This window comes from uncultured Maricaulis sp., from assembly GCF_963976135.1.
Classification (GTDB): Bacteria; Pseudomonadota; Alphaproteobacteria; order Caulobacterales; family Maricaulaceae; genus Maricaulis.
Window position 1 is genome coordinate 20,405 of the sequence record NZ_CAXBKN010000023.1, and the last position, 14,210, is coordinate 34,614.

General features: G+C 64.6%; 11 protein-coding genes and 1 pseudogene. 6 read left to right on the forward strand and 6 right to left on the reverse strand.

Annotated elements, in window-relative coordinates; all coding sequences use genetic code 11:
* Positions 1 to 69: 69 nt before the first annotated feature.
* Positions 70 to 975 carry a hypothetical protein gene (locus AAC023_RS04965; protein ID WP_339738748.1) on the reverse strand — a complete coding sequence of 302 codons (906 nt, stop codon included), beginning with the start codon at positions 973 to 975 and terminating at the stop codon, positions 70 to 72.
* Positions 968 to 1,777, reverse strand: coding sequence for a cell division ATP-binding protein FtsE (gene ftsE, locus AAC023_RS04970; protein ID WP_339738769.1), 810 nt, complete (start codon positions 1,775 to 1,777; stop codon positions 968 to 970). The genes AAC023_RS04965 and ftsE overlap by 8 nt, the downstream gene beginning before the upstream one ends.
* 50 nt (positions 1,778 to 1,827) lie before the next feature.
* Here ftsE and AAC023_RS04975 point away from each other — a divergent pair, with 50 nt between their 5' ends.
* Entirely contained in the window at positions 1,828 to 2,631 is an 804-nt protein-coding gene (locus AAC023_RS04975) for an MJ0042-type zinc finger domain-containing protein (protein WP_339738750.1), read from the forward strand.
* Positions 2,632 to 2,658: 27 nt separating this feature from the next.
* Here the strand turns inward: AAC023_RS04975 and AAC023_RS04980 are convergent, their stop codons facing one another.
* The 3 genes from AAC023_RS04980 to argH all read right to left on the reverse strand — a co-directional run bounded on the left by AAC023_RS04980 (position 2,659) and on the right by argH (position 6,872).
* Complete coding sequence (locus AAC023_RS04980; RefSeq protein ID WP_339738752.1) at positions 2,659 to 5,202, reverse strand: DUF4175 family protein; 2,544 nt, start codon at positions 5,200 to 5,202, stop codon at positions 2,659 to 2,661.
* An 84-nt stretch (positions 5,203 to 5,286) separates the two neighbouring features.
* Positions 5,287 to 5,445, reverse strand: a complete 159-nt coding sequence (locus AAC023_RS04985) for a lipoprotein (RefSeq protein ID WP_339738754.1) — start codon at positions 5,443 to 5,445, stop codon at positions 5,287 to 5,289.
* Between the two features lie 11 nt (positions 5,446 to 5,456).
* Complete coding sequence (argH, locus tag AAC023_RS04990; RefSeq protein ID WP_339738756.1) at positions 5,457 to 6,872, reverse strand: argininosuccinate lyase; 1,416 nt, start codon at positions 6,870 to 6,872, stop codon at positions 5,457 to 5,459.
* A 27-nt stretch (positions 6,873 to 6,899) separates the two neighbouring features.
* Here argH and AAC023_RS04995 point away from each other — a divergent pair, with 27 nt between their 5' ends.
* Entirely contained in the window at positions 6,900 to 7,484 is a 585-nt protein-coding gene (locus AAC023_RS04995; protein ID WP_339738758.1) for a redoxin domain-containing protein, read from the forward strand.
* A gap of 224 nt (positions 7,485 to 7,708) precedes the next feature.
* On the opposite strand, the gene AAC023_RS05000 is transcribed toward AAC023_RS04995, so the two are convergent.
* Positions 7,709 to 10,516, reverse strand: coding sequence for a TonB-dependent receptor (locus tag AAC023_RS05000; protein WP_339738760.1), 2,808 nt, complete (start codon positions 10,514 to 10,516; stop codon positions 7,709 to 7,711).
* Between the two features lie 239 nt (positions 10,517 to 10,755).
* Between AAC023_RS05000 and AAC023_RS05005 the strand changes: the two genes are divergently transcribed.
* From AAC023_RS05005 to AAC023_RS05020, 4 genes and pseudogenes are all read left to right on the forward strand, one after another.
* Positions 10,756 to 11,793: a phytase gene (locus tag AAC023_RS05005; protein WP_339738762.1), complete on the forward strand. Its 1,038-nt coding sequence runs from the start codon at positions 10,756 to 10,758 to the stop codon at positions 11,791 to 11,793.
* Positions 11,794 to 11,802: 9 nt separating this feature from the next.
* Entirely contained in the window at positions 11,803 to 12,102 is a 300-nt protein-coding gene (locus tag AAC023_RS05010; RefSeq protein ID WP_339738764.1) for a hypothetical protein, read from the forward strand.
* Positions 12,103 to 12,146: 44 nt separating this feature from the next.
* Positions 12,147 to 13,259 carry a helix-turn-helix transcriptional regulator gene (locus AAC023_RS05015; RefSeq protein ID WP_339738766.1) on the forward strand — a complete coding sequence of 371 codons (1,113 nt, stop codon included), beginning with the start codon at positions 12,147 to 12,149 and terminating at the stop codon, positions 13,257 to 13,259.
* 88 nt (positions 13,260 to 13,347) lie between these two features.
* A pseudogene (locus AAC023_RS05020) lies at positions 13,348 to 14,210 on the forward strand (hypothetical protein); the annotation flags it as partial.

The window sequence follows — 14,210 nt, forward strand, 5'->3', positions numbered from 1 at the left end:
GCAAGCTGCCCGCTGCGTCGGAAAATCCGATAGCCCATCTAGTGCTGCGATTGAGGCCGATTTTGGCCATTACCAGCGCCCCCGCAAGTCCGAGGCAACAGCGAGCCGGGCCGACACGGCGGCCGTGGCCCCGGCCAGAATCGGCGCGAGCAGAAGCAGGGCAAGCTCAAACGGGTCCATCGCCCAGTGCGGCAAAAAGAAAACCATATCAGCCGGGCTCTGGCTGAGGCTGGCGGCGACGGCGACCAGAGCCGCGCAGACTGCCCCGGCAATACCGGCTTTCAGCCCGAGCATGAAGAAACGTCGCTGGAACAGGCCCGCCACGAACCGGTCCTCCGCGCCGCAGATATGCAGGGCGTCGATAACATTGATCCGCGCGGCCAGACTCGCTCGGGCCGCGAAAGCGACCACTGCGGCGGCGGCGCCGGCGAGCAGGAACATCATCGATAATCCCAGCGTCTGGGCGGTTCGCGCTGCCTGCCGCACCGCGCCGGCCCAGCGGCTATTATCATCAACCGATGCGTTCAGACCGGCCGCGTCGAGCGCCGCTTGCAGCGCTTCAGCCGGCGCCGGGAATTGCGGGTCGAGCCGGACCTCGACCAACAGGGGCAGCGGCAGGTCTGCGGGCAGGTTGCCAGTGCCAAGCCAGGGCGCGAGCAGCGCCTCGGCATGGGCGCGATCATGGGCAATCGCTGCGATAATGCCCGGCACGGTCAGGGCGATGCGGGCGGCTTCCTCGGCATCAAGCTGGGCGTCACCCAGCTCGACGGGACGGATCTGGATAGTGATGTTGCTCTCCAGGTCAGAGGTCCAGCGCTGCGCCTGCAACCAGGCACCGCGTGCACCCAGTGCCGCAATGCAGGCGAGGAATACGAGGATTGCGGCGACCACGAAGAGCGGCCGGTCACGCCCGGCATCGGGGGGCAGGAGGGCGCCTGAGCCTCCGGACGGTGGTGGCGGAACCCGGTTACTCATCACGGGGCTCCGTCGTCGAATCATTCTGGGCCATGTCTGCGATGTCGCCCGCCTCGGCCCCGGCTTCAGCATTGGCCTGCGCCTGGCGCTGGCTGCGCGGCGCGCGGATATGCAGATGCCCGTTCGACAGCGACATGACCGGGGCGTCGAGCATGCGCACCAGGGAGAGGTCATGGGTGGCGATGATGATCGTGGTTCCCAGCTTGTTGAGTTCGGCAAACAAGCGGAGCAGGCGCATGCCCATTTCCGGATCGACATTGCCCGTCGGTTCGTCGGCAATCAGGATTTCCGGCTGTCCGACCACCGCGCGAGCGATCGCGACACGCTGTTGTTCACCGCCTGAGAGTGTGGCGGGCACGACATCCATCTTCTCGCCCAGTCCGACCCATGCCAGCAATTCGGCGACGTCTTCGGCATAGTCGGCGCGCCGCCGCCCGGCGATGCGCAAGGGCAGGGCGACATTGTCGAACACGCTGAGATGATTCAGTAACCGGAACTCCTGGAAGACCACACCGATGCGCCGCCGCAGGAGTGGCATTTCCTTGCGCGTCAGCTCTGCCGCATCGCGTCCGAAATAGGAAATCCGCCCGCTCGATGGCTTGGCCGCCAGATAGATCAGCCGCAAAAGCGATGTCTTGCCGGCACCGGACGGTCCGGTGAGGAATTGGAAAGAACCACGTGGTAAATCAAATGAGAGATCACGCAGCACTTCGGGACCGTGCCCGTACCGCATTCCGACATTGTCGAAGCGGATTACCGGTTCTGCGGCGCTGTTGGGCGATTGTGCAAGGCTCGGGTCGATGGAATGTCTCCATGGGCGCGGATGAACCGGATAAGGCGTAGGCGACTCAGATGAGCATAGTACTCAGCTGCCCTTCATGTTCTACGCGGTATCGCGCCGATCCGCATGCGATTGGCCTGAATGGCCGTCGCGTGCGCTGCGCGTCCTGCGCCCATGTCTGGACCGCCGAAGCCGAGGATCCCTCGGATCTGCCGACACTGCAACCGGCACCCCCAGAAGCCGAGCCCGCGGCCGAGAGCAAACCGCACACAGCCTTCCGTGAGCGTCAGGCCAAGAAACGCCGGACCATGTCGGCGGCCGTCGCTGGCGGGGCCTGGGGCGGTCTTGCCATTGCCTGCGCCCTGTTGCTCACCGTGTCCTGGATTTTCCGGGTCGATATTGTCACCCTTTGGCCACGGGCCTCCTCGGCCTATGCCGCGATGGGCGCCGAAGTGAATCCCTATGGCTTCACAGTCGGCGAGCTTACGGTCACCCGCGACAATGCCCATGGCGTGCCGCTGCTGGTGATTGAAGGCACGATCAGTAATCTCGACCGCCGTTCGCGGGCCGTGCCCGCCTTGCGCGCCATACTGCGGGACGAAAACAGCGAGTCACTGCTGGAATGGAGTGTTGGTCTGCAAGGTGCCGCGGTCCCGGCCGGCCAGGTGCGCGATTTCCGAACCGTGGTCAGTGATCCGCCACCCGCCTCGGCCCAGGTCGAGGTTGTTCTGGTCGCGGAGGCCCTCCCGGTCCACGGGGTGACACCGCAAGCCGCACACGCTGCCGAGCACGCACCGGAACACACCGTCGCCAATGATACCCATACCGCTCCAGCTCCCGACCACGCGCCGGAGCCGGATTCCGGTCACCACTGATCTTCCTTTGAATTGAGGCCGCTGACGCTAGAAGCGGTCGAGCAGGCGTTCGATATAGTCGAGCTCGTCCTGCGGGCGGCCGGCTTCGGCGGCACGGCGGCGCAATTCCTCAAGAATGCTGCGTGCGCGGGCCCGGGCCATTTCCTCAGGAATCTCGACGCCGCTGCCGTCGGCAAAGGCGCCTTCGGACGGACGGCCCAGCGGGTCGCGTTCCTGATCGCCTTCGCCAGCCTCGCCCTGGGCGTCCTGCATGCGCTCGAGCAATTCCGCGGCCAATTGCTCAGCCCCGGCGCGAAGCCCGGCCAGCGCCTCATCCTGGGCCTCAAGGGCTGCGGCGGCATCGCCCTCACCGAGCGCATCGGCTGCTGCGCGCATCGACTCGCCGGCCTGGGCAAGCGATTCGCTGCCGCCATCGGGCAAGGCTTGCTGCGCCTGCCCAAGTTGTTGCGCCAGCGCGTCCTGCATGGCGCCGAGTGATTGCGCGCTGGCACCGCCACCATTCTGGTTCTCGGCCAGGCTTTGCGGCATATTGCCATCCTGTTGACCGCTCTGCCCACCTGATTGCGGCTGCGAGGGGCCACCGGATTCCTGCTCCTGGCCAAGTCCGAAGGTCTGGTCCTGCAGGTCACGCTGGCTGCCGATCACATCGCCCAGTTCTTCGAGGGCTTCCTGGATGGCTTCGGAGATCGGATCGCTGGGCTCACCTTCACCGGAGCCCTGTCCCATCTGCATCTGCATATTGCGCAGCAATTCGCTCAATTGCTGCAGCGCCTGACGCGCGTCGGCCGTGTCGCCGAGCTCGGCGGCTTCACGCAAGGCATCGAGCATTTCCTGTAGCGCCGAGGTGTCGAGCGACTGACCTTCGGACTCGGCGCTCTCGCCATTGCGTGCGGCCTCGGCAGCCATTGCCGCCATGTAATTATCCATTGCCTCCTGGAAGGCATCGAACAGCGCGGCCAGCTCGGTCTCATCGGCGCCGCGCGCGAGGGCTTCCATCAGGGCGCGCTCGGCTGCGCGCAGGGCGGCTTCCGCATCGGCCAGCGAGCCGAGCTCGGCGCGCAGGGCGATCTGCCATAGATCGGCTTCCAGCCCGGCCAGGTCGGCCTGCTGGCGTGAGCGCCGCAGTCGCTGCACGCTGGTGCGCAGGCCGAGATAGACCACGGCATCATCGAAGAAACGCGCCGGTGTGTCGGTGATGGCATCAAGTGCACGGGCGGCAAATTGCAGGCCTTCCGGCGCGCGCTCGATGCGGCGTTCCGGCTCGTCGGCGAGATAGGCCATGCCCGGCGCGACATCCTCGGCATAGAGGACTGGCCGGACCGGCAATGGCGCATAGGCTTGGTCGGCCATGAGGACATTGCGGCGCTGTTCTGCGACGGCGCGGGCGAGCGCATCGAGGAATACCCGCGACGGCAGCGTGATCCCCAGTTCCGGCGAGCGGCCGGTATTGCCGCCGGCATCATCAGCGGCGATGCGGATCGTCACCCGGCTGCCGGCCAGTCTGTGCTGTGCGGTTTCCAGCAGGGTGCGCACACCGTTCTCCGTGTCGAGATTGGTGATGCCGGCCGGCGTGATCTCAATGCGTTCCCAGGGCGCGTCGGGATCGGTCTCGGGCTGTAATTCCAGCGCATAGGCGGTCGCGCCATAATCGTCGACGACGGAGAATTGCAGGTCGAGCTCGCCGCTCGAATTGGCGTCGGGAACAGCGAGCAGGCGCACAGTCGGCGCACGGTCGGGGATGACGGTCAGGGTCCAGTTCTGGCGCGTCGGGCCGGCGGCAAGGCGGATGGTCGCGTCGTCGGCAATCGTCAGGCGGCTATCCCAGACGCTGTCCCCGATGGCGCTGGCGGTGGCGCGTTCCGATCCGGCGCCATCGCGGCGCGTCAACACCGGCGCGCGGCGGCTGCCAGCGATACGGGCGATGAAATTCGATCCCGCCGGAACTTCCACCGTGCGGGTTTCTGAAGACAGGAAAATCGGAGCGCGGCCGGTATAGGCGGGCGGGTCGATCCAGGCATCGACGCTGACATCGAGCCCGCCGACCTGGATCGGGGCGAGGCTGAAGGCTTCACCGAGACGGTCCTGCGCGGCTGGTCCGGCCATGAACCAGGAGACCAGCAGGGCCAGGGTCAGGGTTCCGCGCAGGGCCCAACGGTCCTGTTGCGCCCAGGCGGCCTTGGGCCGGCGGGCCCTCGCCAGCTCGAGCCGCCGGGCCATCCGGGCCTGATGCTCGTGCCAGACCTGAAGTGCGACGGGATCATCCGTGGGCGGGGTGTCGAGCAGGGCTTCATGCGGCCGGGCGCTGATGCCGGAATCTTCTTCGACGCGGCGGGCAAGATCTTCGACCTGGGGCCAGACGAATCCGGTCAGGCCCTTGCGGGTCAGCCAGACAGCGCCAGCCAGTGTCACGAGTGCGTAAATGGCGCGCCAGGGATCACCGATCATGTCCCACAGGCCCAGCAGGGCGAGCACGGCAAAGCTCGCTGCCCAGGCAAGGCCTGGCCAGACCACGGGCACAGCGCGCTCCCACATCAGAGCGCACCATGCGACGATCAGGGACCGACGGTGCATGGATTAAATCTAGCACGCTGCGGCGCGCCGGATAGCGCGGTAAGCATTACGTTTTGTTGAAGGATGGCGTCTGCCGGCAATGCGTTATCGCCCGGCACTGTCATCCGCCGCGTCGGCCGCAGTTTCCGCGTCCTGTGGATGGCCCCACATGGGTTCGGGCCGCTCGAGGTCGCCGCGCAGGCCGCAGGCCGCCAGCGATGCGGTGCCGAGGAGGATAAGGATCAGGCTGGACAGTCGTTTCATCAGGTTTTCCTTTATGCCGACAGGCGGGCTTTCCAGGCTTCGACCTGCTCGCGCACCCGCACCGGCGAGGTGCCGCCAAAGCTGGTGCGGCTCTGCATCGAGGCGCGTGCACTCAACACTGAATAGATGCGTTCGTCGAGGCCGGGCTCGACCGATTGCATGGTCTCCAGCGGCAATTGCGCCAGTGGCACGCCCGCCGCTTCGGCAAGGCGGACGATGGAGCCGGAGATATGATGCGCGTCGCGGAAGGGCTTGCCCAGCTCGCGCACGACGAAATCGGCCAGATCGGTGGCGTCGGAATAGGCTTCGCCGGCCGCTTCCTCCATCGCATCGCCATAAAAGGTGAGATCGCCCGCCATGCCGGCCATCGCGGCCAGCGCCAGTTCCAGATCGTCGACGGCCTGGAAGGCGGGCGCCTTGTCTTCCTGCAGGTCTTTCGAATAGGCCAGCGGCAGACCCTTCACCACGACGAGCAGTCCGGTGAGTGAGCCGATAATGCGGCCCGGCTTGGCGCGCACCAGTTCAGCAGCGTCGGGATTGCGCTTTTGCGGCATGATGGAGGAACCGGTCGACCAGGCATCCGACAGGGTGGCAAAGCCGAAGCGGCGCGTGCACCACAGCACGATCTCCTCGGCGAAGCGCGACAGGTTGACGGCACAGATCGCCGCAGCCGCCATCACTTCCAGAGCGAAATCGCGCGCGGCGACACCGTCGAGGGAATTGGCCATCGGCCGGTCAAAGCCGAGCGCCTTGGCCGTCATGTCACGGTCGATCGGAAACGCCGTGCCGGCCAGCGCGGCACAGCCGAGCGGGCTTTCATTGAGGCGTTTGCGGGCATCGGCAAAACGGCCGCGATCACGCTGGGCCAGTTCGACATAGCTCAAGAGGTGATGCGCCAGCGAGACCGGCTGGGCGGTCTGCAAATGGGTAAAGCCGGGCATGACCTGGTCGACATGTTTTTCGGCCTGTTCGACCAGGGCGCGCTGATAGGCCTCGAGCCGGACATCGATGCGGTCACAGGCGGCGCGCAGCCAGAGGCGAAAATCGGTCGCGACCTGGTCATTGCGCGAGCGGGCCGTGTGCAAGCGGCCGGCCGGTTCACCGATAATGTCTTTCAGGCGCGATTCGACATTCATGTGCACGTCTTCAAGCGCGGCCGACCATGGAAAATCCCCGGCGCGGATCTCTTCACGCACTTGTGTCAGCCCGCGCTTGATCTCGGCGGCATCAGCGCTTGAAATCACGCCCGTGGCCGCCAACATCTCGGCATGAGCGAGCGATCCGGCGATATCTTCCTCGGCCATGCGCTGGTCGATATCGATCGAGGCATTGATCGCTTCCATGACCGCTGACGGACCGGCCGCGAAACGGCCGCCCCACATGGCGCTGGCACTGGATGTTGGTGTCGTTTTGGTGTCGTCTGACATGGATGACCCGCCGATCAGGAGAATGAAATGCAAATAACGCCCATCAAAGCCGGTATCGCGACCATGCTCGTTATCGGACTGATCTGGCTTGTATACGTGTTCATCTCCGGCACGGGCAAGAGTGAAACCGGTACGCTGGACAGCTATGCACGCGGCGAGATGGGGGGCTTCGTCACGCTCGCCGATGCACCGGCGCAGCCGGCGATGGTCTATACCGATCCGGATGGCGGCGAGCACTTGCTGTCGGACTATCGCGGCAAGGTGATCCTGTTGAATCTCTGGGCGACCTGGTGCGGACCCTGCGTCGAGGAAATGCCGGCGCTCAACCGGCTGCAGCAGCGGTTCGGCGGCGATAGCTTCGACGTTGTGACGATCAGCTTTGACCGCTCCTTCGCGCCGATCACCGAATTCTTCGAGCGCGAGCAGATCGATGCCCTGCCGGCGCTGCGGGATGCCAGCTTCACCAGTCACAATCTGGTCGGTGCGCTCGGCCTTCCGATGTCGATTCTCTACGACAGCCATGGCCGCGAGATTGGCCGTATGCCGGCCCCGGCCGACTGGGACAGTGAGGACGCGCACCGCCTGATCCAGGCGGCGATCAATCGCGGCTAAAAAAACGGGCCGCCCCGAAGGACGGCCCGAGTCGTGTGTTTGTCTCGGAGGGATACCGAGTCGTGAGACTGATCCGGGGAGGACAAGTTTCGCCGCTCTCTCTAGAAGCGGGGCACAACAGATTGATGACAGCAGAGCGACGCTTTTGCGGCGTGTGCAGACAAAAAGGGGCCCCGGTGGATTTCTCCGCCGGGGCCCCGTCATGTCCGGTCCGATGAGCGGGACTAGTAGGTGAAGCGCAGGCCGAACACTGTTGACCAGCCATACTCCTCGAACTGTTCGAGGCGATCGATCCCGTCCGGCCGGGTCACGGCGCGATAGGGTTCGTCGGTGGCATTTTTCAGGTCGGCGAAGATCTGTAGCGAGCCATTGAGATTGTACTTGGCCGACAGATCGAGCTGGGTGTGTTCCAGCACATAGCGGTCTTCGCCGGCATCGCCGCGGATCTCGTCGAGATACTCGCCGCGCGAACTGAGCACGGCACGCAGGTCCCAGGGACCGTGATCATAGCCGAGCACTGCATTCCAGACCCAGTCGGACTGGTGTGGCAGCGGGATGACCCGGCCATCGGCCGTCGTCGCCTCACTGTCGGTGCCGGTATAGTTGAAGCCGGCGATGAAGCCTTCGATCGGCAGGAAGTCGAGGGCTTGCTGATAGTTGAACTCGAAGCCGCTGACCTCGGCCGAGGGCAGGTTCACATAGGTCACCGCTTCATCGAAGAAGGTGCCATTGATCGTCGTGTCCTGGTACTGGATCTCGCCGATGAAATTGTCGAGGCTCTTCTGGAACACGCCGAAATAGACCACGGAGTCATTGTTCGGATACCATTCCAGCGACGCATCGAAATTATCGGCCTGGACCCGCTGAAGGTCCGGATTGCCGAACTCGCCTTCGACATCGTCATCATCATTCTGCTCGATATAGACGCGCGGAGCGTACTGGCCCGGATTGGGGCGCTGGATCGACTGGTAGAAGGAGAAACGGCCGATGATGTTCTCGCTCAACTCCCACCGCACCGAGACGCTTGGCAGCACATCGGTATAGTCGTCCGAAGCCGTGGTCGGGGTGATGAAGAGCTCGTCATCCGCCAGCACCTGGCCATTCACCGTCGCACCTTCTTCGGCGAAGAAGGTCTCATAACCGGCGGCCGAGGTTTCGGTCTGCTCGACGCGGACACCGCCGACAACGCGCAGGGCTCCGGCATCGATCCCGCCCATCAGATAGCCGGCCGTGACGTCTTCCTCGACGCGATAGCTGGCACCGAGGCTGGCGATCAGGCTGTCGAATTCCTGGTAGTCGAGGCTGGACCGGTTGGCGTCGAAAAAGTCACGCACGCCGGATGGCGAGGCAACCGGGCCAAGGGCGGCCTGGCTATAATCGACCGTGTTGAGAACGTCGGCGAGGGTGAAATTGCCCTCGTCATAGATGTCGATGTCCAGGGCGTATTTCTTGTCGCGGGTGCGGTAGCGGCCGCCGAACTGGAGATAGCTGGCATAACCGGCCAGCTGCAGGTCGCGACGGACATTGAAGGCCCCGGCATATTCGCGGTCCTGGGAGAGGCCTTCGGTGGCCTCAAAGCCGTTATTCTCGTAATTGGCCGCATCGAAGACCTGCGTCGTGGTCGCGCCGCCTTCATAGATCGGACGCGGGTGCAACGGATCGGAGATGTCGACGCCGAAGGCCTGGCCGTCCTCGAAAGTGTAGCGGAAATCGGTGTCGAGGCGGTTGGGCTCTGCTTCCTCGGCATAGACATAGGACAGCGACCAGTCGACGGTCGTGTTGTCATTGAACCATTCGCCGCCGAAATCGGTGGCAAAGATCAGCTGGGTCTCGAGCCGGTCCTTGATGTCGCGGTCGATATCCATGTCCGAAGCGGTGAAGGCCGCCAGGTCGCCGCTGGAAATGGCGTTATTATAGTCGCCGTCCTCAAGCTTGATCTCGACGCGCGAGCGGTATTCCTGGTCGGAGAAGTCCGAGAAGGTCGTGCGCAGATAGAAGCTGAGATCATTGGCGTGTTGATAGTCCAGGTTCAGCGCGGCAGTGGTGCGCTCGCGGGTCACCTCGTAATTGCGCATCTCGACTTCGTTCGGGAATGCGACGCTCTCGCCGGTTTCCCAGCCGCCATCGACTTCCAGGCTTTCCGAGCCGAAAACGCGCTGCTGGTAGGACAGCGAGGCGGCGACGCCGAGCCGGCCTTCCATGAAATTGTCGGCGAAATTCACCGAACCGCGCCAGCCGAACTCGTTTTCCAGATCGGAAAACAGGCCGGCGATGCGGCCCTGCAGAACCATGCTGTCGGTGTTGAGGCCGGAGGTGGTCTCGATCTCGACATTGCCGCCAATGCTGTCGCCGTCCATGTAGGGCAGGAGCGACTTGTTGATCACGACGCTGGACAGCACGTCGGCATCGATCACGTCGAGACCGACCTGGCGGTCTTCCGCTTCCGGCGAGGTCAGGCGCACGCCATTGAGCGAGGTCGAGACCAGGTTCGGGTCGATGCCGCGGATCGAGACGAAGCGGCCTTCACCCTGATCGTTGAGAACATTGACGCCGACGGCGCGGCGGGCGGCTTCGGCGACATTCTCGTCGGGGAACTGGCCGATGGCGTCGGCGGAGAGCACGGTGACAAGCCCGTCATCGGCACGCTGGCGCGACAGGGCCGAATTGATCGAGCCGCGCTGGCCCATGATCAGGATATTGTCGACATAGGCGACATCATCGCCGAGCGTGATATTGCGCGAGGCTATTGCGTCGGCGCTGTCGAGCCGGACGGTGAGTTCGTGCGCCTCGGTGCCGACATAGGCAATGCGAAGCGTGTATTCACCGGCGGCGAGACCGGAGATCCGGTAGGTGCCGTCGCGGCCGACCGTGGCGGACTGCCCGGTTTCGACGACGCGGACGACGGCGCCGGCCAGACCAATGGTCTCGGAGGCGTCGGTGACGCGGCCGGCGATCGTGCCGGCCTGGGCTGCGCTGGCGGCAGCGAGTGCAAGCACGGAAACCGTGCCGAGCATGGCGATGGTGGTCTTCATGGGAGTTCCCCTCACATGGACTGACAACAGCCTTGCCCGGTCGGGCAAAGTGGCGGCTTCTATGCGTGGGGATCAGCAACATGGTGATGACGTTTCGGATTCACCTCCGTGTCGTTTTTGCGAGTGTCTCGTGACAACGCGAAATCCCGAAACAAATGTCACGGAAATGTCGCCCGGTAGGGGCTTGGCGCCTTGTCTCCTGCGGGCTATCGCGCGCCGTCAGGAATGGGAGAGACACCGTGAAACACCTGTTGGGACTTCTGGTCGGCGCGAGCGCCATGGCCGCTTGCAGCCCGGGACTGCCGCCGATCGAAATCGAGGCCGCGCGCGAAACTGCCAGTGTCGCCGGGACCGGCGATGCCGCAGACGACCCGGCCGTCTGGGGGGCTGACAATCCCGCCGATAGCCTGATCTTCGGCACCGACAAGGATAACGGCATCTACGTCTACACCATGACTGGTGAGGAGCATGCCTATCTGCCCGAAGGCCGGCTCAATAATGTCGATGTCCGTTACGGGTTTGACCTGGGTGATCGCGTGGTCGACATCGCTGCGGCTTCCGACCGCTCCAATGGCGGCATCGCCTTCTTCTTCATCGATCCGTCGACGCGCGACGTCTCCTATGTCGGGGCGGTGACGGTTGCAGATGTGACCGAGCCCTACGGCTTTTGCCTCTACCGTTCACCGCTCGACCAGGCACTCTACGCCTTCCTCTCGGACAAGGAGCCGGGCACATTCGTCCAGTATGCGCTGGGCTGGGATGGCGCCATGGTCACCACGCAGGAAGTCCGCCGTGTCACGCTCGGTACGATCGCGGAAGGCTGCGTCGCCGATGACCGCACCGGCCAGCTCTACATGAATGAGGAAAATGTCGGCGTCTGGACCATGGGCGCCGAGCCCACGGATCCGGCCGAGCCGCAACAGATTGCGTCCACCGATGGCCGCGAGATTACGGCCGATGCGGAAGGCGCTGCCCTGCTGCCACAAGGCGAAACCGGCGGCTGGCTGGTCGTTTCAAGCCAGGGCGACAACACCTATGCCGTCTACGATCTGGAGAGCCATGCCTTTGTGACGCGCCTGCAGATTGTCGATGCGGCAATTGACGGAGTGACCCATACCGATGGTATCGACATCTCCGCCGCCAATCTCGGGCCAGACTTCCCGGCCGGTGTGCTGGTAGTCCAGGACGATGAGAATGATACGGGCGGGCAGAATTTCAAATTTGTTGATTTGCGGCCGGTGATAGAGGCGATTGAGGCGAGCGCTACCGCGGACTAGACAGTCGGGATGGCCCTGCTCGTCCCGATCGTCCTCGTCCTGATCCTGGTTTTCCTGGCCCTGCGCAATCGGTCTCGCGATGGCGCGCTGAAGGCTTGTCTGGGGCGTATCGAGCAATCCCTGACCGATACGCCGGAGCACGGCGCGGCCAGGAATCTGGCCGGGGCCGATGCCGATGCGCTGCGCGAGGCACCGGAACATCTCTTTCGGCTGGTCATTTCAGCGATGGAAGACGAGACCCCTTGCACGAGCGCGCGAGCGCTCACCGCGATCCGCGAGTATCGCGAGTTCCGGGGCTGGAAAGTCTGATGGCCACAGATTGCCTTCGTTCCGGGGATAGCTAGTCTCGACCCATGTCCCTGTTCGCCGTCAATCTGCTGCAATTTGCCCTGATCGGTGTGGCCGGTCTGGGCGTCGCGCTGACCGTGACCCGGCCGCGCCTGCGGGCGGTGTCGGCCTTGCTGGTCATGTCGGCGACCTGGATGGTATTCAACTTCCTGGAAGAGACCTCGGGCTTTCGCGATATCTGGCTGGTGACCCCGGCCTTCCGCCTCGCCTATCCGCCCCTGGTCTATCTCGTCGTGCGCGGGGTGATGAACGCCGGTCCGGCCCTGCGCTGGAGCGACTGGCCGCACGCGCTGCCATTCCTGGTCGCGCTGCCGCTGACACCGCAGATCGAGCTGGTCGAACACGCGGCCCGGATCAGCCTGTTTGTCTATTCCGGCGCGGCGCTGCTGCTGGTCCGCCGTTTTCACCTCGCGACCCGCGACATGCGCTCCGATGCGCACGCCATCCAGCTCAACTGGATGGTCGCGATGATCGCCTTTTATGTCATTGACGGCGTGTTCGACATCCTGCGTATGGATGCCCACTGGCTGCATCCCTACTGGCCCTGGCTGGGGACATCGTCGGCCTATGTCTTCCAGATCGCGGTGTCGCTGGTCTTCGTGTGTGTCCTGGTCGTGCTGGCCGTTCAGCATGCCCGCCTGTTTTCGGGCCTTGATGACCGGGCCCTGGAGGCCTGGGCCGAAGGGCGTGCCGCGTCGCGCCCATCCGATGACACCGCCCTGGCCAGCGCAGCTGCGATCGCCGATTTCAAGCGTGTCGAGACCGCTGTCCGCGATGAGGCGCTCTACACCGAACCCCGGCTGACACGGCAGGAGGTCGCGCTGGCCGCCGGCCTCACGGAACGCGCCGTGACCCTGGCCATCAAGTCGACGACAGGGCGAAATTTCAACGACTATATCAACTCGCTTCGGATCGAGGATGTTTGCGCGATGATGCAGGAGGATGCCCGGACGGGGACGCGCCAGCGTGTGATCGATCTCGCCTTCACGGCCGGCTTCAGTTCCAAGTCGGTCTTCAACGCGGTCTTCAAGCGCGAGACCGGCCAGACACCATCCGCCTTCGCGGCCGCCATGGATGCAGCGCCGGCGGGTGCGAAATCCGGTCCGGCCGACAGCTGACGCATTCCGCACGTCCGGAATCCGGATATCGGGCGATCCGTCCGAACGCCTGTGGTCCTGTCACCCCGTCATCAATCGGGAGACAGACATGTTTCGATTTTTCATGGCCCTCGGGCTTCTCGTCAGTATCGCCGCCGCGGTCCTCGTCGCCTGGGCGCATCAATTGCCGGGGGTGATGCGCCCGGATCGCGACGCGCCGCGATCCTATCTGATCACCAATGCGGGCTTGCTCGACCCCGCGACCGGCAGCGTGCAGGCGAATGGACACGTCCTGGTGATCGACGGGCGGATCGAGCGCGTCGGGACGGGCGCCTTGCCGGCCCGGCCCGACGGCGTCGAGCTGATCAATGCTGGAGGGCGCGTCCTGATGCCGGGCCTGATTGATATGCATGTCCATGTCTTCGACGAGACGGATCTGGCGGCCGGCCTGGCCCGCGGCGTCACGACGGTGCGCAATATGGGCGGCTTTCCCTTTCACCTGCCGCTCGCCGCGCGCATCGAGCGGGGCGAGATCCTGGGGCCGCGCCTGTTGACGACCGGTCCGATCCTCAATGAGGTCGGTGGTCGCAATGGCAATCTCCTGCACGAAGCCGTCGAGGGTGCAGACGAGGCGCGGGCCAGCGTGCGCCGGCAGTATGCGGCCGGCTTTCGCGATCTCAAGCTCTACTCGAACCTGTCCCGGGAAAGCTTCGCCGCGATCCGCGAGGAGGCGGCCGGTCTGGGCATGACGATGAGCGGGCACCCGGTTGAGGGCACAGAGGCCGATCCGGTTGATTTCGCGGCTTCGCTGGAGGCCGGTTTCCAAACGCTCGAACATACCGAGTCGATCGTCTGGCATGCGTTGAATGATGACACCGACCCGGAGGGCGTGCGCCAGCTTGCGCGGCAGATCGCCGCCTCCGGCACGATGATCGACCCGACCCTGGTGGTGCACGAAAACCTGGCGCGGAT

Excerpts from the sequence above, each read along its gene's own strand:
- AAC023_RS04965 (WP_339738748.1), bottom strand. The coding sequence starts at position 975 with ATGAGTAACCGGGTTCCGCCACCACCGTCCGGAGGCTCAGGCGCCCTC.
- AAC023_RS04975 (WP_339738750.1), top strand. The coding sequence starts at position 1,828 with ATGAGCATAGTACTCAGCTGCCCTTCATGTTCTACGCGGTATCGCGCC.
- AAC023_RS04980 (WP_339738752.1), bottom strand. The coding sequence starts at position 5,202 with ATGCACCGTCGGTCCCTGATCGTCGCATGGTGCGCTCTGATGTGGGAG.
- AAC023_RS04985 (WP_339738754.1), bottom strand. The coding sequence starts at position 5,445 with ATGAAACGACTGTCCAGCCTGATCCTTATCCTCCTCGGCACCGCATCG.
- argH (WP_339738756.1), bottom strand. The coding sequence starts at position 6,872 with ATGTCAGACGACACCAAAACGACACCAACATCCAGTGCCAGCGCCATG.
- AAC023_RS04995 (WP_339738758.1), top strand. The coding sequence starts at position 6,900 with ATGCAAATAACGCCCATCAAAGCCGGTATCGCGACCATGCTCGTTATC.
- AAC023_RS05000 (WP_339738760.1), bottom strand. The coding sequence starts at position 10,516 with ATGAAGACCACCATCGCCATGCTCGGCACGGTTTCCGTGCTTGCACTC.
- AAC023_RS05010 (WP_339738764.1), top strand. The coding sequence starts at position 11,803 with ATGGCCCTGCTCGTCCCGATCGTCCTCGTCCTGATCCTGGTTTTCCTG.
- AAC023_RS05015 (WP_339738766.1), top strand. The coding sequence starts at position 12,147 with ATGTCCCTGTTCGCCGTCAATCTGCTGCAATTTGCCCTGATCGGTGTG.